This is a genomic window from Roseateles sp. GW821-FHT09B06 (assembly GCF_059418245.1).
In genome coordinates this window covers 16,257-33,372 of sequence record NZ_JBWKPM010000032.1, presented here as the reverse complement: position 1 = coordinate 33,372, position 17,116 = coordinate 16,257, and the positions used below count along the sequence as shown (strand labels likewise).

Genomic DNA, 17,116 nt, shown 5'->3' with positions numbered 1-17,116 from the left:
ATCTGGACGAAGGGAGCGCGCATGACCTATCTCGCCAAGCCCAAGCTGCACCATCCATCGCTGCTGAGGAACGCGGTCGGCTACACGCGGCGCGACTACGAGGGCAAGGTCTCGACCCTGTGCGCCGGCTGCGGCCACGACTCGGTCTCTGCCGCCATCGTGCAGGCCTGCTGGCAGCTGGACATCGCGCCGCACCGCGTCGCCAAGCTCTCGGGCATCGGCTGCAGCTCGAAGACGCCGGACTACTTCCTCGGCGCCAGCCATGGCTTCAACACCGTGCACGGCCGCATGCCCAGCGTGCTGACCGGCGCCAACCTGGCGAATCGCGAGCTGCTCTACCTGGGCATCTCGGGCGACGGCGACTCGGCCTCGATCGGCCTGGGCCAGTTCGCCCATGCGATGCGCCGCGGCGTGCGCATGGTCTACATCGTCGAGAACAACGGCGTCTACGGACTCACCAAGGGCCAGTTCAGCGCCACCGCCGATCGTGGCTCGGTGGCCAAGAAGGGCGCGACCAACAACGATGCCGCGATCGACCTGGTGAGCCTGGCGCTGCAGCTGGGCGCCACCTATGTCGCGCGCGGCTTCTCGGGCGACAAGGGCCAGCTGGTGCCGCTGATCGAGGGCGCGATCCGGCATGGCGGTGCCGCCTTCATCGATGTGGTCAGCCCCTGCGTGGCCTTCAACAACCATGCCGGCAGCACGCGCAGCTACGACTATGTGCGCGAGCACAACGAGGCGGTGAACCGCATCGACTTCATGGACCTGGCGCCCGAGCAGGCCGCCAGCGGCGACGAGGCGGTGATCCTGGTTCCGCAGCCCGATGGCGGCCAGATGCGGCTGCGCCGCGTCAGGCCCGACTACGACCCGACCGACCGCATCGGCGCGATGAACCAGGTAGCCGCGCTGCAGGCCGCCGGCGAGATCGCCACCGGTCTGCTCTTCGTGGACCCGCGGGCGCGCGACATGCACCGGGGCCTGAACACCGTGGCCGCGCCGCTGAACCGGCTGGGCGAGCGCGAGCTGTGCCCGGGCGCGGCGGCGCTGGCGAAGATCAACAGCGCCTTGCGGTAGGGGGCGGCGTCCGGCGGCGCCAGGAAGCCTGCGCGCCTCCCTGGAGCCGCAGGAGCCGTAGGCCTCATCGCGGTTCCGGCCGGCCAGCATCCAAGGCCGTCTCGACAAGGACGCCCATCAGCCTGGCTTCACTGCCCGGCATCTGCAGCAGACTCCTGACGGTGCCGAGCCGGTCCTGCAAAGCCTCGTCCTGGCTGGCCTTGAGCTTGCCCTTGAGGCGGTCGATCGGTATCTCGATGCCGACGACGGCGCGCATGAGCTTGTCGATGAGGGGCGCGGGCGCGTCGGCAATGCGCCAGGGCTCGGTCCGCCCGGCCTCCTGCGCATCCGTGAGCCGGTCCAGCATGCCGAGCAGCCAGTCGCGGTCATCGATCGAGCGGGCGATGCCGTGGGCGTGCACGACGGCATAGTTCCAGGTCGGCACGACCTCCCCATGCTCCGCCTTGCCGGGATACCAGGCCGGCGTGACATAGGACTGGGGCCCCTGAAACATCACGACGGACGGCCGGCCCGGCGCCAGTTCGCGCCATACCCCGTTGGCGCGCGACACATGCCCGACGAGGGTTCCGAGCGGCCCCTTGCTGCGATCCAGGACGAATGGAATGTGGTTTGCGATCAGTTGCCCGTCCGCGCCCTGGCACACCCAGGCGCCCAGCGGGTGCGAGGCCATCAGCGCAAGGAGCGCCCGAGGGGCCGTGAGCGCGTGTTCCTTTCTGATGTACATACCTGCCTCAAGCAAACGAAGGGCCGCTCCCGAGTTTGCTTGCCCCCTCGGGGGCCTGGCGCGGAGCGGCAGGTTTGGGGGTGCTCAGAAGCCCCAGATCGCGTGCCGGACCAGCATGGCCGACAGCACCAGCATGGTCAGGCCGATCAGGCTGTCCAGCACCTGCCATGCCTTCGGCCGTGCGAACCAGGGCGCGAGCCAGCGGGCCCCGAAGCCCAGCAGCCCGAACCAGACCGCGCTGGCGACGCTGGCCCCGGCAATGAACCAGCCGCGCAGCGGCACGGGCTGCTGCGCGCCGATGCTGCCCACCAGCAGCACGGTGTCCAGGTAGACATGCGGATTCAGGAGCGTGAAGGCCACCGCCTGTGCCAGGACCGCGGCCCGGCCCAGCCCCTCGCCGCCTTCCGCCGCCCTCAGCTGACCCGGGCTCCTGGCGCGGCGCAGCGCCAGCCATCCGTAGCAGGCCAGGAACAGCGCGCCCACCAGGGCCAGCGCCCGGGCCAGGCCCGGGCGTTCCCCCAAGGCCTGGGCCATGCCCAGGACGCCCGCCGAGATCAGCAGGGCATCGGCCGTGGCGCAGAACAGCACCACGCCGCCCACATGCTCGCGCCGCAGGCCCTGGCGCAGCACGAAGGCGTTCTGGGCGCCGATCGCGACGATCAGGCCCAGGCTCAGGGTCAGGCCCTGGAGAAATACGGCGAAGGCCGGGGAGGTGGCCATGGCGGCCATGGGAGCGCTTGTCATGTACACAGCTTGCCAGCCCCCGCCAATGAAGACAAACTAACTTAACTAAGCCAAAGTTAGCAAAACTAATCTATGCTCGATTACGCCGCACTGTCTGCCCTGGCCGCTGTGGTGCGCGAAGGGAGTTTCGAGCGCGCGGCGCGCGCGCTCCACGTCACCCCTTCCGCCATTTCGCAGCGCATCCGCCTGCTGGAGGAGCGGGTCGGCTGCGCCCTGGTGGTCCGGGACCAGCCCTGCACGGCCACGGAGACGGGGCGCCGCTTGTGCCAGCACGTGGACCATGTGCGCTTGCTGGAACAGGAACTCCACACGGCATTGCCGGCGCTGTCGTCCGACGGACCGGCGCGCGTCCCGCTGCCCATCGCCGTGAACGCGGACAGCCTGGCGACCTGGGCAGCCCCGGCCCTCGCCGCTTTCGCGGCGGACAGCCCGGTGCTGCTGGAGGTGGCGGTGGACGACCAGGACCACACCAGCGAATGGCTGCGCAGCGGAGCCGTGCTGGCGGCCGTGACCGCGTCGGCGCGGCCGGCCGCCGGCTGCAACAGCCGCCCGCTGGGCGCCATGCGCTACCGCGCGGCCGCGAGCCCCGCCTTCGTGCAGCGCCACTTCGCGGACGGCGTCGGTGCCGGCGCGCTGGCTTCGGCGCCCAGCCTGGTCTTCAACACCAAGGATGAACTGCAGGCCCGCTGGGCGCGGCGCCAGTGCCATCGGCATGTGGAACTGCCGCGCCACACCCTGCCGTCCTCCCATGCCTTCGTGACCGCCGCCGTGGCCGGCATGGGCTGGGGACTCCATCCCGAGGCCATGATCGCCCGTGAACTGGAGGAAGGCACCCTGGTCGAACTCGTGCCGGACACCCCGCTGGACATTGCCCTGCATTGGCAGCATGCACGCGCGGCCTCGGGGCTGCTGGACCGCCTGACAAGCGCGGTGCTGTCGGCGGCGCGCGACGCGCTCCTGACGCCATGACGGCTTGAACGTCACCCGTTCCGCTGCATCCGCTGGGCCACCCAATCCACAAACACCCGCACCCGCTGCGACAGCTGGCGCTGATGCGGGTAGAGCACCGAGACCGGCATCGGCGCCGGCCGCCAGTCGGCCAGCACCTCGCGCAGCCGGCCCTCGGCCAGCGCGCGCACGACGTGGTAGCGCGGCAGCTGCACCAGGCCCAGGCCGGCCTCGCAGCACATTGCATAGGCCTCGGCGCTGCTGACCAGCACCGTGCCGGGCAGCTGCAGGGCCAAACGCTCGCCGCTGCCGGGGGCGATGAAGTCGAAGGGCAGGGCCTTGCCGCCGCTGCCCAGGTAGTTGACCGCACGGTGGCCCCGGGCGAGCAGGTCCTCGGGCCTCAGCGGTTCGCCATGCCGGGCCAGATAGGCGGCGCTGGCGCAGGTCAGCTGCTCCAGCCGGGCCACGCGCCGCCCCACCATCGATGAGTCCCGGGGTTCGCCGGCGCGCAGCACGCAGTCGATGCTCTCGCGCACCAGGTCGCTGAGCCGGTCGCCCAGGCCGATCTCCAGCTCGATCTCCGGATAGCGCTCGCAGAACTCGCCCAGATGCGGCAGCAGGAAATGCTGGGCCAGCGTGCCCTGCAGGTCCACCCGCAGCTTGCCGCGCGGCTTGGCCGCCGCCTGGCCGAAGACGGCCTCGGCCTCCTCGACATCGGCCAGCAGGCGCAGACAGCGCTGGTAATAGGCCTCGCCGTCCAGGGTGGCGCTGACCTGGCGGGTGGTGCGGTGCAGCAGGCGTGTGCCCAGGCGCTGCTCCAGCTGCTGCACCGCATGGGTGACGGTGGCGCGCGGCAGCTGCAGCGCTTCGGCCGCCCTGGTGAAGCTCTTCAGCTCCGTCACCCGCACGAACACCTGCATCGCATCAAAACGGTCCATGGCGGCCTGATTGTTTATATGAATTGGATAGTCATGGCAATCAAAGCCAGTTTATCGAATCCATCGAAAACAAAACAATGCCCTCACTGGTTCAGCAAAGCCAGACCGACCCAGATTTCAACCCGACAAGGAAATTCGCCATGAACAACGCCAAGGCCCAACAACAAGCCGCCATCGTCACCGGCGCCTCGCGCGGCATCGGTGCCGCCATCGCCGCCCGCCTGGCCGCCGATGGCTATGCCGTCGTCGTCAACTACGCCGGCCGGGCCGACGAGGCCCAGCAGGTGGTGGACGGCATCGCCGCCGCCGGCGGCCGTGCCGTCGCGGTGCAGGCCGACGTGTCCCGCCCGGCCGAGGTGGCCGGCCTGTTCGAGGCCGCCATCGCCGCCTTCGGCCGCGTCGACGTGCTGGTCAATAACGCCGGCATCATGCCGGCCGGCCTGCCCACCCTGGCGGCCACCGACGACGACACCTTCGACCGCCTGATCGCCGTCAATCTGAAGGGCAGCTTCAACACGCTGCGCGAGGCCGCGACGCGGCTGCACAGCGGCGGCCGCATCGTCAACTTCTCGACCAGCGTGATCGGCCTGGCCCTGCCCGGCTATTCGGTCTATGCCGCCACCAAGGCCGCGATCGAGGTGATGAGCAACATCCTCGCCAAGGAGCTGCGCGGCAGGCACATCACGGTCAACGCCGTCGCCCCCGGCCCCACCGCCACCGCGCTGTTCCTGGACGGCAAGACGCCCGAGACCATCGAGCGCCTGGCCAAGGCCGCGCCGCTGGAGCGCCTGGGCCGGCCCGAGGACATCGCCGATACCGTGGCCCTCCTGGTCAGCCCGCAGGCCGGCTGGATCAATGGCCAGACCCTGCGCGCCAACGGCGGCCTGGTCTGAGCCGCACGAGAGGAGCGCAAGGCATGCAAGCCAACAAGTCCTCCCCCGTCCGCTTCACGCTGCTGACCGCGGCGGCCGCCCTCACCGCCGCCGCGGCCGCCGGCCTCAGCGCGGCGCTGAGCCTGCCGGTCTGGGCCATGTTCATCGGCTGGGTTGCCTTCTTCACCCGCGGCCTGAGCGCCCGCGACGGCCTGGGCAACGCGCTGTGCGTGGCCTTGGGCCTGGGCATCGGCGCCGCCGCCACGCTGGCGCTGCGCAGCCTGGCCCCGTCGCTGGGCGCCGGGGCTCTGCCCCTGGTGGTGTTCGGCGTCGCAATGGCGGTGGTCTCGCTGCGGGCGCTGCCGGTGCTGAACAACGTCCTCGGCTACTTCCTCGGCCTGATCGCCTTCTTCGCCTCGCATCTGCAACCCACGCTGGCCTCCGTTGCCGAACTGGCCGGTGCCGCCGTGCTCGGCTCCCTGGCTGCCTGGACCGCCCATCGCGCCCAGCAGCGCCTGGCCCGGGCGTCCTGACCCTCAACTTGCCGAAAGCCCGTTCATCATGAAATCCGTCATCCTCGTCACCGGCGCCGCCACCGGCATCGGCCGGCTTTCCGCCCGCGCCCTCGCCCAGGCCGGCCACACCGTCTACGCCAGCATGCGCGACACCGCGGGCCGCAACGCGCCCAAGGCGCGCGAGCTGCGTGACTGGAGCTTCGCCCAGGGCCTGGACCTGCGCGCCGTCGAACTGGACGTGCTGTCCCAGGCCTCGGCCGATGCCGCCGTCGCCCGCATCCTGGCCGAGCAGGGCCGGCTCGACGCGGTGATGCACAACGCCGGCCACCTGGTGGTCGGCCCCGGCGAGGCCTTCACGCCGGAGGAGATCGCCAAGGTGCTGGACAGCAATTTCCTCGGTGCCCAGCGTGTCAACCGCGCGGCCCTTCCGGCGATGCGGGAACGCGAACGCGGCCTGCTGCTGTGGATCAGCAGCACCACGGTGCGCGGCGGCTTCCCGCCCTTCCTGGGGCCCTACGCGGCCGCCAAGGCAGCGATGGACTCGATGGCCGTCAGCATGTCCTACGAGCTGGCCCGTTTCGGGATCGAGACCTCGATCGTCGTGCCCGGCGCCTTCACCCGTGGCACCGCGCATTTCCCCAGTGCCGGCAAGCCGGCCGACGCGGCCACCGCGGCGGCCTATGCATCACGCTATGACGGCGTGATGGACCGGGTCGGCGAGCGCCTGGCGGCGCTGACGCCCGGGCATGCCGACCCGCAGGCGGTAGCCGACGAGGTGGTGCGCATCGTCGGCCTGCCGCAGGGCGAACGGCCCTTCCGCGCGCTGATCGACTTCATCGACGATGGCGCCGGCGCGGTCACCGAGGTGGCGGAGCGCGTGCGCGAGGAGTTTGCGCTGCGCATCGGCATCGCCGACCTGCTCAGGCCTGCTGCTGCACCGGCAGCCCCAGCAGGCGCTCCAGCCCGGCGTGCGTGAGCCCTTCGACCCTGTCGATCAGGCGCAGGCCCTGGGGCGTGCACTCCAGGGTCGCCAGATCGCCGTAGACGCGCTTGACGCAGCCGATGCCGGTCAGCGGGTAGCTGCACGCGCTGACCAGCTTGCTGCGGCCCTGCTTGTCCAGGAGGTCCATCATGACCCAGGTCTGCTTGGCGCCGATGGCCAGGTCCATCGCGCCGCCCACCGCGGGGATCGCGTCGGGCGCGCCGGTGTGCCAGTTGGCCAGGTCGCCGGTGGCCGAGACCTGGAAGGCGCCCAGCACGCAGATGTCCAGATGGCCGCCGCGCATCATGCCGAAGCTGTCGGCATGGTGGAAATAGGCCCCGCCGGGCAGCAGGGTGACCGGCTGCTTGCCGGCATTGATCAGGTCGTAGTCCTCGTCGCCGGCGGCCGGCGCCGGGCCCATGCCCAGCACGCCGTTCTCGCTGTGCAGCAGCACCTCCAGCCCGGCCGGCAGGTGATTGGCCACCAGGGTCGGCATGCCGATGCCCAGGTTCACATAGGCGCCGTCATGGATGTCCTGCGCGACGCGGCGCGCCAGTTCGTCCTTGCCGCGTTTCCGATACGGGTTCGTCATGCTGCCCCCTTGAAGCCGCCAGCCTGGGTGGCGACGCGTTCGATCTTCACGATGCGCGAGACATGGATGCCCGGCGTGACGATGGCCTCCGGGTCCAAAGTGCCAAGCTCGGCGATCTCGTGCACGCTGGCGATCGTGCGCCTGGCTGCGGTGGCCATCACCGGGCCGAAGTTGCGCGCGGCCTTGCGGTAGACCAGATTGCCCCAGCGGTCGCCGCGTTCGGCCTTGATCAGCGCCAGGTCGCCGTGGATCGGGTACTCGAGCACCTGCGGCCTGCCGTCGATGACGCGCGTTTCCTTGCCCTTGGCGAGTTCGGTGCCGTAGCCGGTGGGCGTGTAGAAGGCGCCGATGCCGGCGCCGGCGGCGCGCAGGCGTTCGGCCAGATTGCCCTGCGGCACCAGCTCCAGCTCGATCCTGCCGGCGCGGTACAGCGCGTCGAAGACCTGGCTGTCGGCCTGGCGTGGGAAGCTGCAGATGATCTTGCGCACCCGGCCGGTCTTCAGGAGCGCGGCCAGGCCGGTCTCGCCGTTGCCGGCGTTGTTGTTGACCACCGTGAGGTCGCGCGCGCCCTGCTCGATCAGGCCCTCGATCAGCTCGGCGGGAATGCCGGCGGTGCCGAAGCCGCCGATCAGCACGGTGGCGCCGTCCGGCGTGCCGGCCAGCGCCTCGGCCACCGAAGCGGCGATCTTGTTGATCACATGGGGCTCCGGAAGTTCAGTCCAGCTTGATGTTGCGTTCGGTGATCAGCTGGGTCCACATCGCCGACTCGCGCGCCAGGTGCGCGGCCAGGGCCTCGGGCGTGGAGCCCACCGGCTCGGCGCCGATCGCGTCCAGGCGCTCGATCACCTCGGGCTGCTTCATCGTCTCGAGCAGCACCTTGTTGAGCCTGGCGATCACGGGCTTGGGCGTGCCGGCCGGCGCGAACACCGCGAACCAGGGCGAGACGTCGTAGCCGGCCACGCCGGCCTCGGCCATGGTCGGCACGTTCGGCAGGCTCTTCGAGCGCTTGGGCGTCGTGACGGCCAGCGCGCGCAGCTTGCCGGACTGGATATGGTTGCGTGCCGAGGTGATGCTGTCGAACATGTAGTTCACCTGGCCACCCAGCAGATCGCTGACCGCCGGCCCGCTGCCCTTGTAGGGCACATGCATCATCTCGACCTTGGCCAGCGAGGTGAACATCTCGCCCGCCAGGTGGATCGAGGTGCCGTTGCCGGCCGAGGCATAGGTGAGGCTGTCCGGTGCCTTGCGTGCGGCGGCGATCACGTCGGCCACGCTCTTGATGTTCGGCTGCGTGCCGTTGGTCACCAGCACATTGGGCACCACGGCCAGCAGGCTGACCGGCGCGAAGTCCTTGACCGGGTCGTAGGTGAGCTTCTTGTACAGCGGCTTGTTGGTGGCCATGCCGATCGAGGTGATCATGATCGTGTAGCCGTCGGCCGGAGCCTTGGCCACCAGGTCGGCGCCGATATTGCCGCCGGCGCCGGCCTTGTTCTCGATCACGAAGGTCTGGCCCAGGGCCTGGCCGGCCCGCTCGCCGAGGATGCGCGCGATCGCGTCCATCGCGCCGCCGGGCGGGAAGGGTACGACCCAGCGCACCGGCTTGTTGGGCCAGTCGGTGGCCGACTGGGCTTGCGCGAAGCCGGCGGCGCTCAGGCCGGCGATCAGGGTGGCGGCCAGCAGGTGGCGTCGTTGCATGGTGGGCTTGTCTCCGGAATGCGTTGTGAAAAGTCAGGCGATCGCCGAGGGGTGCTGCGCCAGCGGCGTGACCTGCAGCTTCATATAGGGGAACAGCGGCAGCTGCGACAGCAGCCGGTGCAGCTCGTCGTTGGAGGCGACGTCGAAGACGCTGTAGTTCGCGTACTCGCCGACCACGCGCCACAGATGGCGCCAGCGGCCGTCGCGCTGCAGCTCCTGCGAGTAGGCCTTCTCGCGCGCCTTGATCTCATTGGCCTGCTCGACGGGCAGCTCGTGGGGGATGTTCACATCCATGCGGACCAGGAACAGCATCGCTTGTCTCCTCTCAGGATTTGGTCCCGGGCGCGTGGCCCAGGTCGATATGGGTGGGCGTCAGGCCCGTGCGGGCGCGGTCGAAACGCTCCAGCTGGGCCAGGTCGACCTCGACGCCGAAGCCGGGCCCGTCGGGCAGCTGCAGCTCGAAGTCGCGGATCTCCATGCGCTGGGCGACGAGGTCGTCCACCAGCAGCTGCGGGCCGAACAGCTCGCAGCCATGGTGGCGCGGGCCTAGCGTTGAAAACACATGGGCCGAGGCGGCGCTGCCGATCGAGGTCTCCAGCATCGTGCCGCCGTACCAGCCGATGTCGGCGGCCTCGGCCACCGCGGCCACCTCGCGGGTGCGCAAGAGGCCGCCATGCTTGGCCACCTTCAGCGAGAACACCTGGGCCGCCTGCTCGCGCGCCAGCACAAAAGCGTCCTGCGGCGTGCAGACAGTCTCGTCGGCCATGATGGCGGCGCGGTCGCCCAGGGTGGCGGTGAGCGTCTTCAGCGCCGGCACATTCCACTTCGCCACCGGCTGCTCGATCAGGGAGACGCCGGCCTCGATCAACGCGGGCAGGTAGCGCCGCGCGCTAGCGCCGTCCCAGGCCTGGTTGACGTCCACGGTCAGCGTGGCCTGGCCGGCCAGGCCGCGCGCGATCTGCGCCACATGGGCCAGGTCCTGCTCCGGCGCGCGCGCGCCGATCTTCATCTTGAAGATGCGGTGGCGTTTCTGCTGCAGGCGCAGCTGGGCTTCCTCGAGGTCGCGCGCCACGTCGCCGCTGGCCAGGGTCCAGGCCAGCGGCAGGCTCTGATGGCGCTTGCCGCCCAGCAGCTGCCAGGCCGGCAGGCCGAGCGTGCGGGCCACCGCGTCGATCAGGGCCATCTCGACCGCGCTCTTCGCGAAGGCATTGCCCCTGCAGGCCGCGTCCATGCGCGCCAGCGCGGCGCCGAACAGGCCGCCGTCCTCGCCGATCAGCACCGGCGCCAGATAGGCGTCGATCGCATGCTTGATGCTCTCGGGCGATTCCTCGTTCCACGAGGGGCCGCCTATCGTCGCCGCTTCACCGAAGCCGCAGGCACCGTCGGCCAGCCACAGCTGCACGATCACCGGGCTCTGGCGGCTGATCGCGCCGAAGGACAGCTTGTGCGGCCGGATCGTGGGGATGTCCAGGATGCGAGCCGTGATGCGCTCGATCCGCTGGGGAGCCGTCATGGGTTCTGACCTCGTGCTTGGCGTGAATACGGGCCAAGACTAGGGCCGATGAAGACCGATGAAAAATGATTTATTTAGGATCGACCGTTCGGTAACTTCGATGAGTGGCACTAGCATCGGCCCATGGAGATCCGCCAGCTGCGCTACTTCCTCGACATCGCCCGCACCGAGCACCTGACGCAGTCGGCGCAGAACCTGTTCGTCACGCAATCGACCCTGTCGCATGGCCTGCGCCAGCTGGAGCAGGAGCTGGGCGTGGCCCTGTTCGACCGGCTGGGCCGCGGGCTGAAGCTTTCGCAGGCCGGCGAGGAATTCCGCGCCTATGCGCTGCGTGCGCTGAAGGAGGTCGAGGCCGGCCGCATGGCGCTGGCCGAGCTGGACGGGCTGCGCTCGGGGCGGTTGACGATCGGCGCCTTCCCGACCTTCCTGAACAGCGTGGCCGCCACGGTGGCGGCCTTCAACGGCGCGCATCCGGGCGTGGCGATCGAGGTGCGCTCGCTGCGCGCCGCGCCGATCGAACAGCTGCTGCTGGACGGCGAGCTGGATCTGGGCATCGCCTCCTACCCGGCCGAACATGCCGACATCGAGGCCGAGCCGCTGTTCGACGAGCGCCTGCTGCTGGTGGTCGGCCCCGGCCACCCCCTGGCCGGGCGGCATAAGAGCCTGGCGCTGAAGGCGCTGGACGGCGTCGCCCTGGCCCTGCTGCCGCGCAGCTTCGCGATGCGCCGCCAGATCGACGAGGCGCTTCGCCAGGCCGGCGTGGCCCGGCCGCGGGTGCAGGTGGAGATGGAGCCGGTGGAGTCGCTCTTGAGCCTGTGCCGCCACGGCAGCCTGGCCAGCATCGTGCCGGAGCGCGCGGCGCGCCAGCAGGCGCCGGACCTGCACGCGGTGGCGCTGAGCGGGCCGGCGCTGCTGCGCCATGCCGGCATCCTGTGGCGCCGCGGCGCCTCGCGCAGCGCGGCGGCGCGCGAGTTCGCGGCCCTGCTGCACGCCGGAGCGCCGCTGGGCTGACGGTGTCTCGCGCGGCCTGCGCTCAAAAGCACCGGAAGCAGGAGCACTCGCCGTCGGGTGGCGGCACGAAGCGGCTGTTGAGCAGGCCAAGGGCATCGGGCGAGGAGCTTCGTTCGCGTCCCCCGGACCGGGCCTGCGGTCCGGCCCTCATCCTTGACCTCACTGCGCCCCTCACCCGACACCCTTGGCGGGTCGGTGCACTGCCTGTCACGCAGAAAACCAGCGCCACCAGATCAGGACGGCTGGGTGGTCTGTGAAGCGAGGTTAAGGAGGAGGAGCAGGCGCGGCCTGGTTCGGGGGACAGGAGCGGAACAGAGCACCCAGGTGGCCTGATCCCGCCCACCGTGACCGACCGGCCGCTTCGTGCCGCATGCAGTCCAGCGTGCTTCGACGGCTCAGAGCCTCGACCAGAACTCCGCCAGCAGCGCCGCGAAGGCCGCGGGCCGCTCCACCGCGCTGAGGTGCGCGGCGTCCAGGGTGGCCAGGCGCGCGCCCGGGATCTGCGCGGCGATGGCCTCGGACATCGCGGGCGGCGTGGCCTCGTCGCGCGTGCCGGCGATCACCAGCGCGGGGCAGGTGATGCGCGCATTGCCGGCCGCCAGATCGATATGGGCCACGGCCGCGCAGGCGTCGGCATAGGGCGCGGCCGGCGTGGCCTCCAGCACCGCGCGCAGCCTGGCGACGCGGGCCGCACCGCCGTTGGCTTGGTCGGCGCGGAACTCGGGCGTGAACCAGCGCTGCAGCGCGCCCTCGGCGATCGCGGCCACGCCCTGGGACAGCACCATGTCGATGCGGGCCTGCCAGAGGGTGCGCGCGGCGGCGTCGTAATGGCTGGCCGAGTTGGCGATCACCAGGCTGCGCAGCAGGCCCGGATGGCGCGCCCCCAGGGCCTGGGCGGTCATGCCGCCCATCGACAGGCCGGCGAAATGCACCGGCCGGCCGCCGGCCTGGGCCTGGATCAGCGCGGCCGCGTCGTCGGCCAGGGCGTCGATGCCGTAGGCGCCGTCGCCGGCCGGCGAGCTGCCGTGGCCGCGGTGGTCGTAGCGCAGCACCGTGTAGCGGTCCTGCAGTGCGGCGGCCACGCCGTCCCACATGCTCAGATCACAGCCGAGCGCATGGCTCAGCACGACGACGGGGCCCTGGCCCTGCTTGATGAAATTCAGAGAAGAAGGTGACTGCATGAGTGGAATCTAACGCGTGCGCCATGCGCCCGCCTTCTTGCCCTGTCGCGTCACAAGGGGGTGAGCAGCTCGCGCCCTTCGGACCAGGCCTCGACATTGGCGATGAACAGCTCCACCGTCGCGCGGATCGCCTCGGGCGACCAGCCGGCGATATGCGGCGTCAGGATCACGTTCGGGAAACCCAGCAGCGCCTCGGGCGGCTTCGGTTCGGTCTCATAGACGTCCAGCGCCGCGCCACCCAGCCGCCCGGCGGCCAGCGCCGCGGCCAGCGCGGCCGTGTCCACCAGGCTGCCGCGCGCGATGTTCACCAGATGGCCCTGCGGCCCCAGCGCGGCCAGCACCTCGGCGTTGACGATGTGCCTGGTGTCGGCGCCGCCGGGCGCCGCGACCACCAGGAAATCGGCCCATTCGGCCAGGGCCGTCACGCTGTCGAAATACTGGCAGTCCGACGCATCGGCGCGCGGGCGGCGGTTGTGATAGCCGACCTGCATCTCGAAGGCCAGCGCGCGGTTCGCGATCTTGCGGCCGATCTGCCCCAAGCCCAGGATGCCCAGACGGCGGCCGTTGACGCTGGGGCGCAGCGGCAGATCGTCGCGCCAGACGCCGGCGCGCAGCGCCTTTTCCTGCTGCGGCAGCGCGCGCACGCTGGCCAGCAGCAGGGCCAGCGCGTGGTCGGCCACGCAGCTGTCGTTGCTGCCGGCGCCGTTGCACACGGCAATGCCGCGCGCCTTGGCCGCGGCCAGGTCCAGGGTCTCGTGGCCGGCGCCCTGGGCGGCCGCGAGCTTCAGGTTCGGCAGCGCGTCCATCTCGTCGGCGCGCAGGCCGGTGGCGCCATTGGTCAGCACCAGCTCGATCTCGGCGCCGCGCGCGGCGATGGCGGCGGCGCGCAGCGCGGCGGTGGGTGCATCGATCAGCTCGAAGCGTGCGCGCAGCAGGGCCTTGTACTCGTCGGCCAGCGCGACCAGCAGCAGCAGCGGGCCCGGTTTCGTTGTCGTCGTCATGCGCCCATCATAGGAGTCGGACCGCGCGAGCCGCGGCCGGCCGGCGCCCGTCGTCCGCGATGCGCACCCGCGTCAGTCATCAGCGTTCGGCGGCCATGAGCAGCTGCTCGCGCAGGGCCCTGCGGTCGGCCGTGTTGCTGGCGCGCCAAGCGGCCAGCGCCAGCGCCATGAAGCTGCGCTCCGCCGGGCTGGGCGGCGCCTCGGGATGGTTCTCGTCCAGCCAGCCGACCGGCTTGCCGCATAGCACCTCGATCTGGCGCGCCAGCTTGTCGCCGATCGGGCGGGCGCTCTTGATCTGGCTCCACATGCTGGGCGAGATCTGCAGCACGGCGGCGAAGGCCTGCTCCAGGCCCTTGGGCGGCGCGCCGGCGGCGAGCGCCTGCTCGGCATGGGCCTGGAACAGGGCCAGGGCGTTCTGTCTGCGAAGAAGGGTGGTATCGGGCACGGCGGTGCAAAACAACAACAGCGGGGACGGACGCGATTGTCGCAAGCGCTTGACGCTGGAGTAAAGACTATTTACAGTGCGCTCCAACGTTCAACCGGCGCCGCTCGACATCCAGCTGCGAGCGGCCCAGATCCAGCCAGGAAAGAAAGGACCCATCGTGATTACCCGCCGCCCCATCATCAACGCCAGCAAGACAGTCGCCGCTCACGCGGGGCGTCCGGCGTCGATGCTGTTCGCGGCGTCGCACGACGGCGAGGTGTTCCTGCATCCGGGAGAGGATGGCGCGTAGCAGGCGCCAGCACTCCAAGCTCTGTACCCCAGAGGCCCGGATTCCGAAAGGATCCGGGCCTCTTGCATTTGCGCTCAGCGCAGCGCTGTTTGAATCGTCCGACTTCGGCTGTGTCCTTGCACTCCGTTGCCGCACTTGCGATGGTGTTGGCGGCACGGGATGTGCGCGGGGCCGATCGCAATGGGCCAGCCCCACGTGCAGCGACACACCAGCTCCGACGGGAGCGTCGCGCTCGGGCACAGCCGAAGTCGGATGACGTGGCGCCGTCAAGACGCTCCGGGTTGCGTTCGTCCAGTGGTCAGGACACCAGGCTTTCATCCTGGTGACGCGGGTTCGATTCCCGCACGCGATACCAACAACATTTACCGAAGTCCCGCGTTGAGCTCGCGCTTTTCGGGACGCAAACCGGCCGCAAGGATTGGGCGGCGCCGGAACCCGTGACCGGCAAGCACATGTCTCCTTGGCTCAGGGGATTCGGCCCTTGCGCTTGCAAGCGCCGGGACCCTCGCCTGCCGTCGAGACCAGAATCGTTCGCTCGTTCATTCATTCAAGGCCGGCCAACCCCGTCGTCCTGCGCATGAAGGAGCTGGAAACGCTGGAGCGCGTGGCCGAGCGCATCGACAAGATCTCGGTCTTCGGCGGGCTGGACCAGGTGCTCAATGGCCTGATCAAGCTCAGGCCTTAGTCCGTCCGGTCACACTCATGTCCTACGCGCCCGCATGCGGTGACGCGCAGGTCCTCAAGGACAAGAATCATGGATACGAATCAAGACAGCCACGTCGTCGAGACTGTGCCCGGCGGTGTGCCGCTGAAGATGTGGACCCAGGGCGTGCCGGTCGAGGACGAGGCCAAGCGCCAGCTCGCCAATGCGGCGCGCCTGCCCATCGTTTTCAGGCATATCGCGGCCATGCCCGATGTGCATGTGGGCATCGGCGCCACCGTGGGCTCGGTGATCCCGACCTTGCGCGCCATCATCCCGGCGGCGGTGGGCGTGGACATCGGCTGCGGCATGATGGCCTGCAAGACCACCTTGCGCGCCGAGGACCTGCCGGACAATCTGGCGCCGCTGCGCGCGGCGATCGAGCGTGCCGTGCCGCATGGCCGGGTTCCGGGTTCGCGCGACCCCGGCGCCTGGCAGAAGACGCCCGGCGCGGTGAACAGCGCCTGGGCGCAGCTGGAGCCCGAGTTCACCGAGCTGTGCCGCGACTACCCCAAGCTGGCCAGGACCAACCATCTGAACCACCTGGGCACCTTGGGCGGCGGCAACCATTTCATCGAGGTCTGCCTCGACGAGACGAGGGCCGTCTGGTTCATGCTGCACTCGGGATCGCGCGGCGTCGGCAATGCGATCGGCACGATGTTCATCGAGCTGGCCAAGCAGGACGCGCTGCGCCACAACATGAACCTGCCGGATCGCGACCTGGCCTACTTCGAGGAAGGCGCGCGCTACTTCGGCGACTATGTGCGCGCCGTCGGCTGGGCGCAGAAGTTCGCGGCGCTGAACCGCGAGGTGATGATGCGCCGCGTGATCGAGGCGGCCAAGACCGTGCTGCACAGGAACTTCCAGTCGCATATCGAGGCGGTGAACTGCCACCACAACTATGTGCAGAAGGAGCGCCATTACGGCGCGGAGGTCTACGTCACCCGCAAGGGCGCGGTCAGTGCCAGGCTGGGCCAGCTCGGGATCATCCCCGGCAGCATGGGCGCGCGCTCTTACATCGTGCGCGGCAAGGGCAATGCAGAAAGCTTCGAGAGCTGCTCGCATGGCGCCGGCCGCACCATGAGCCGCGGCGACGCCAAGCGCCGCTTCACCTTGGCCGAGCATCGCGCCGCCACCGAGGGCGTCGAATGCCGCAAGGACAAGGACGTCATCGACGAGACGCCCGCGGCCTACAAGGACATCGATGCGGTGATGGCGGCGCAGCGGGAGCTGGTGGAGGTGGTGCACACGCTGAAGCAGGTGGTGTGCGTGAAGGGCTGAGGTCGGCACAACAGGGCGGGGCCGCTTTCCTCCCTGCCGCGTCCGCCCTACAGTTGCTGCTCCACCCCGCGCCACAGGAGACCGCCATGCGCATCGATCCCTATCTGTTCTTCAACGGCCGCTGCGAAGAGGCGGTCAATTTCTACAAGTCCCAGCTCGGCGCCGAGCTGCAGATGATGATGCGCAACTCGGAAAGCCCCGAGCCGCCGCCGCCCGGCATGCTGCCGCCGGGCAGCGAGAACAAGATCATGCATGCGTCGATCCTGATCGGCGGCGCGCTGGTGATGATGTCCGACGGCATGTGCGACGGCAGCGAGAGCGCGTCGGCCTTCAAGGGCTTCTCGCTGTCGCTGGACTGCGCCGACGAGGTCGAGGCGCGCCGCGCCTTCGACGCGCTGGCCGGCCAGGGCGGCCAGGTGACGATGCCGCTGGCCAAGACCTTCTGGGCGCCGCTGTTCGGCATGGTGAGCGACAAGTTCGGCGTCGGCTGGATGGTGGGCGTGTCGGGCGAGGCAAAAGCCTGACAGCCCCTGGCAGCCTTGCCTGCCTAGCATTCGCAGCCTGCGTTCGGCTCGATGGGCGAGCCGGCGCCAGCCACGACCCGGCACGAA

20 protein-coding genes, 1 tRNA gene and 1 pseudogene are annotated in these 17,116 nt (G+C 70.1%); 11 read left to right on the top strand and 11 right to left on the bottom strand.

Going from position 1 to position 17,116, the window contains the following annotated elements:
* Positions 1 to 21 precede the first annotated feature (21 nt).
* Positions 22 to 1,074, top strand: coding sequence for a 2-oxoacid:ferredoxin oxidoreductase subunit beta (locus tag AC07OQ_RS21045; RefSeq protein ID WP_495055097.1), 1,053 nt, complete (start codon positions 22 to 24; stop codon positions 1,072 to 1,074).
* Between the two features lie 64 nt (positions 1,075 to 1,138).
* Here AC07OQ_RS21045 and AC07OQ_RS21040 read toward each other — a convergent pair whose 3' ends face one another.
* Together AC07OQ_RS21040 and AC07OQ_RS21035 are read right to left on the bottom strand one after the other, a co-directional pair.
* On the bottom strand, positions 1,139 to 1,798 hold the full coding sequence (locus AC07OQ_RS21040) for an FMN-binding negative transcriptional regulator (RefSeq protein ID WP_495055096.1): 660 nt from the start codon (positions 1,796 to 1,798) through the stop codon (positions 1,139 to 1,141).
* A gap of 84 nt (positions 1,799 to 1,882) precedes the next feature.
* Positions 1,883 to 2,527: a LysE/ArgO family amino acid transporter gene (locus tag AC07OQ_RS21035; protein WP_495055115.1), complete on the bottom strand. Its 645-nt coding sequence runs from the start codon at positions 2,525 to 2,527 to the stop codon at positions 1,883 to 1,885.
* Between the two features lie 87 nt (positions 2,528 to 2,614).
* On the opposite strand from AC07OQ_RS21035, the gene AC07OQ_RS21030 reads away from it, so the two are divergent.
* Positions 2,615 to 3,511 carry a LysR family transcriptional regulator ArgP gene (locus AC07OQ_RS21030; protein WP_495055095.1) on the top strand — a complete coding sequence of 299 codons (897 nt, stop codon included), beginning with the start codon at positions 2,615 to 2,617 and terminating at the stop codon, positions 3,509 to 3,511.
* Between the two features lie 11 nt (positions 3,512 to 3,522).
* Here AC07OQ_RS21030 and AC07OQ_RS21025 read toward each other — a convergent pair whose 3' ends face one another.
* Positions 3,523 to 4,428: a LysR family transcriptional regulator gene (locus AC07OQ_RS21025; RefSeq protein ID WP_495055094.1), complete on the bottom strand. Its 906-nt coding sequence runs from the start codon at positions 4,426 to 4,428 to the stop codon at positions 3,523 to 3,525.
* A 140-nt stretch (positions 4,429 to 4,568) separates the two neighbouring features.
* On the opposite strand from AC07OQ_RS21025, the gene AC07OQ_RS21020 reads away from it, so the two are divergent.
* From AC07OQ_RS21020 to AC07OQ_RS21010, 3 genes are read left to right on the top strand one after another with little or no spacing between them, the layout of a single operon-like run.
* On the top strand, positions 4,569 to 5,321 hold the full coding sequence (locus tag AC07OQ_RS21020) for an SDR family oxidoreductase (RefSeq protein WP_495055093.1): 753 nt from the start codon (positions 4,569 to 4,571) through the stop codon (positions 5,319 to 5,321).
* Between the two features lie 23 nt (positions 5,322 to 5,344).
* On the top strand, positions 5,345 to 5,833 hold the full coding sequence (locus AC07OQ_RS21015) for a DUF1097 domain-containing protein (protein ID WP_495055092.1): 489 nt from the start codon (positions 5,345 to 5,347) through the stop codon (positions 5,831 to 5,833).
* Between the two features lie 28 nt (positions 5,834 to 5,861).
* Positions 5,862 to 6,791, top strand: a complete 930-nt coding sequence (locus AC07OQ_RS21010; protein WP_495055091.1) for an SDR family oxidoreductase — start codon at positions 5,862 to 5,864, stop codon at positions 6,789 to 6,791.
* Here AC07OQ_RS21010 and AC07OQ_RS21005 read toward each other — a convergent pair.
* The 5 genes from AC07OQ_RS21005 to AC07OQ_RS20985 are packed head-to-tail and all read right to left on the bottom strand — an operon-like array spanning position 6,736 to position 10,597.
* Positions 6,736 to 7,389, bottom strand: a complete 654-nt coding sequence (locus AC07OQ_RS21005; RefSeq protein ID WP_495055090.1) for a 3-oxoacid CoA-transferase subunit B — start codon at positions 7,387 to 7,389, stop codon at positions 6,736 to 6,738. The genes AC07OQ_RS21010 and AC07OQ_RS21005 overlap by 56 nt on opposite strands.
* Positions 7,386 to 8,087: a 3-oxoacid CoA-transferase subunit A gene (locus AC07OQ_RS21000; protein WP_495055089.1), complete on the bottom strand. Its 702-nt coding sequence runs from the start codon at positions 8,085 to 8,087 to the stop codon at positions 7,386 to 7,388. Before AC07OQ_RS21000 ends, AC07OQ_RS21005 begins: the two co-directional genes overlap by 4 nt.
* Before the next feature lie 16 nt (positions 8,088 to 8,103).
* Complete coding sequence (locus AC07OQ_RS20995; RefSeq protein ID WP_495055088.1) at positions 8,104 to 9,084, bottom strand: Bug family tripartite tricarboxylate transporter substrate binding protein; 981 nt, start codon at positions 9,082 to 9,084, stop codon at positions 8,104 to 8,106.
* A 33-nt stretch (positions 9,085 to 9,117) separates the two neighbouring features.
* Complete coding sequence (catC, locus tag AC07OQ_RS20990) at positions 9,118 to 9,396, bottom strand: muconolactone Delta-isomerase (RefSeq protein WP_495055087.1); 279 nt, start codon at positions 9,394 to 9,396, stop codon at positions 9,118 to 9,120.
* Between the two features lie 13 nt (positions 9,397 to 9,409).
* On the bottom strand, positions 9,410 to 10,597 hold the full coding sequence (locus tag AC07OQ_RS20985) for a muconate/chloromuconate family cycloisomerase (protein ID WP_495055086.1): 1,188 nt from the start codon (positions 10,595 to 10,597) through the stop codon (positions 9,410 to 9,412).
* 123 nt (positions 10,598 to 10,720) lie between these two features.
* Between AC07OQ_RS20985 and AC07OQ_RS20980 the strand changes: the two genes are divergently transcribed.
* Positions 10,721 to 11,608 carry a LysR substrate-binding domain-containing protein gene (locus tag AC07OQ_RS20980; RefSeq protein WP_495055085.1) on the top strand — a complete coding sequence of 296 codons (888 nt, stop codon included), beginning with the start codon at positions 10,721 to 10,723 and terminating at the stop codon, positions 11,606 to 11,608.
* A gap of 395 nt (positions 11,609 to 12,003) precedes the next feature.
* Here AC07OQ_RS20980 and AC07OQ_RS20975 read toward each other — a convergent pair whose 3' ends face one another.
* The 3 genes from AC07OQ_RS20975 to AC07OQ_RS20965 form a co-directional block, all read right to left on the bottom strand.
* A complete protein-coding gene (locus AC07OQ_RS20975) occupies positions 12,004 to 12,789 on the bottom strand; it encodes an alpha/beta fold hydrolase (protein WP_495055084.1) in 786 nt (261 codons plus the stop codon).
* 50 nt (positions 12,790 to 12,839) lie between these two features.
* The gene (locus AC07OQ_RS20970) at positions 12,840 to 13,790 is read right to left on the bottom strand and encodes an NAD(P)-dependent oxidoreductase (RefSeq protein ID WP_495055083.1); all 951 of its coding nucleotides are present in this window, start codon (positions 13,788 to 13,790) and stop codon (positions 12,840 to 12,842) included.
* A gap of 79 nt (positions 13,791 to 13,869) precedes the next feature.
* A complete protein-coding gene (locus AC07OQ_RS20965; protein WP_495055082.1) occupies positions 13,870 to 14,235 on the bottom strand; it encodes a hypothetical protein in 366 nt (121 codons plus the stop codon).
* Between the two features lie 76 nt (positions 14,236 to 14,311).
* On the opposite strand from AC07OQ_RS20965, the gene AC07OQ_RS20960 reads away from it, so the two are divergent.
* The 5 genes and pseudogenes from AC07OQ_RS20960 (at position 14,312) to AC07OQ_RS20940 (ending at position 17,029) form a co-directional block, all read left to right on the top strand.
* Positions 14,312 to 14,524 carry a hypothetical protein gene (locus AC07OQ_RS20960; protein ID WP_495055081.1) on the top strand — a complete coding sequence of 71 codons (213 nt, stop codon included), beginning with the start codon at positions 14,312 to 14,314 and terminating at the stop codon, positions 14,522 to 14,524.
* A gap of 280 nt (positions 14,525 to 14,804) precedes the next feature.
* Positions 14,805 to 14,879 (top strand) — tRNA-Glu (locus AC07OQ_RS20955).
* A gap of 204 nt (positions 14,880 to 15,083) precedes the next feature.
* Positions 15,084 to 15,209: pseudogene (locus AC07OQ_RS20950) on the top strand (slipin family protein); the annotation flags it as partial.
* A gap of 69 nt (positions 15,210 to 15,278) precedes the next feature.
* A complete protein-coding gene (locus AC07OQ_RS20945; RefSeq protein ID WP_495055080.1) occupies positions 15,279 to 16,505 on the top strand; it encodes an RtcB family protein in 1,227 nt (408 codons plus the stop codon).
* Positions 16,506 to 16,591: 86 nt separating this feature from the next.
* Positions 16,592 to 17,029: a VOC family protein gene (locus tag AC07OQ_RS20940; protein ID WP_495055079.1), complete on the top strand. Its 438-nt coding sequence runs from the start codon at positions 16,592 to 16,594 to the stop codon at positions 17,027 to 17,029.
* Positions 17,030 to 17,116: the final 87 nt, after the last annotated feature.

Bases quoted from the DNA above. Each gene is read 5' to 3' on its own strand.
- AC07OQ_RS21045 (WP_495055097.1), top strand. From the start codon at position 22: ATGACCTATCTCGCCAAGCCCAAGCTGCACCATCCATCGCTGCTGAGG.
- AC07OQ_RS21040 (WP_495055096.1), bottom strand. From the start codon at position 1,798: ATGTACATCAGAAAGGAACACGCGCTCACGGCCCCTCGGGCGCTCCTT.
- AC07OQ_RS21035 (WP_495055115.1), bottom strand. From the start codon at position 2,527: ATGGCCGCCATGGCCACCTCCCCGGCCTTCGCCGTATTTCTCCAGGGC.
- AC07OQ_RS21030 (WP_495055095.1), top strand. From the start codon at position 2,615: ATGCTCGATTACGCCGCACTGTCTGCCCTGGCCGCTGTGGTGCGCGAA.
- AC07OQ_RS21025 (WP_495055094.1), bottom strand. From the start codon at position 4,428: ATGGACCGTTTTGATGCGATGCAGGTGTTCGTGCGGGTGACGGAGCTG.
- AC07OQ_RS21020 (WP_495055093.1), top strand. From the start codon at position 4,569: ATGAACAACGCCAAGGCCCAACAACAAGCCGCCATCGTCACCGGCGCC.
- AC07OQ_RS21015 (WP_495055092.1), top strand. From the start codon at position 5,345: ATGCAAGCCAACAAGTCCTCCCCCGTCCGCTTCACGCTGCTGACCGCG.
- AC07OQ_RS21010 (WP_495055091.1), top strand. From the start codon at position 5,862: ATGAAATCCGTCATCCTCGTCACCGGCGCCGCCACCGGCATCGGCCGG.
- AC07OQ_RS21005 (WP_495055090.1), bottom strand. From the start codon at position 7,389: ATGACGAACCCGTATCGGAAACGCGGCAAGGACGAACTGGCGCGCCGC.
- AC07OQ_RS20995 (WP_495055088.1), bottom strand. From the start codon at position 9,084: ATGCAACGACGCCACCTGCTGGCCGCCACCCTGATCGCCGGCCTGAGC.
- catC (WP_495055087.1), bottom strand. From the start codon at position 9,396: ATGCTGTTCCTGGTCCGCATGGATGTGAACATCCCCCACGAGCTGCCC.
- AC07OQ_RS20985 (WP_495055086.1), bottom strand. From the start codon at position 10,597: ATGACGGCTCCCCAGCGGATCGAGCGCATCACGGCTCGCATCCTGGAC.
- AC07OQ_RS20980 (WP_495055085.1), top strand. From the start codon at position 10,721: ATGGAGATCCGCCAGCTGCGCTACTTCCTCGACATCGCCCGCACCGAG.
- AC07OQ_RS20975 (WP_495055084.1), bottom strand. From the start codon at position 12,789: ATGCAGTCACCTTCTTCTCTGAATTTCATCAAGCAGGGCCAGGGCCCC.
- AC07OQ_RS20970 (WP_495055083.1), bottom strand. From the start codon at position 13,790: ATGACGACGACAACGAAACCGGGCCCGCTGCTGCTGCTGGTCGCGCTG.
- AC07OQ_RS20945 (WP_495055080.1), top strand. From the start codon at position 15,279: ATGGATACGAATCAAGACAGCCACGTCGTCGAGACTGTGCCCGGCGGT.
- AC07OQ_RS20940 (WP_495055079.1), top strand. From the start codon at position 16,592: ATGCGCATCGATCCCTATCTGTTCTTCAACGGCCGCTGCGAAGAGGCG.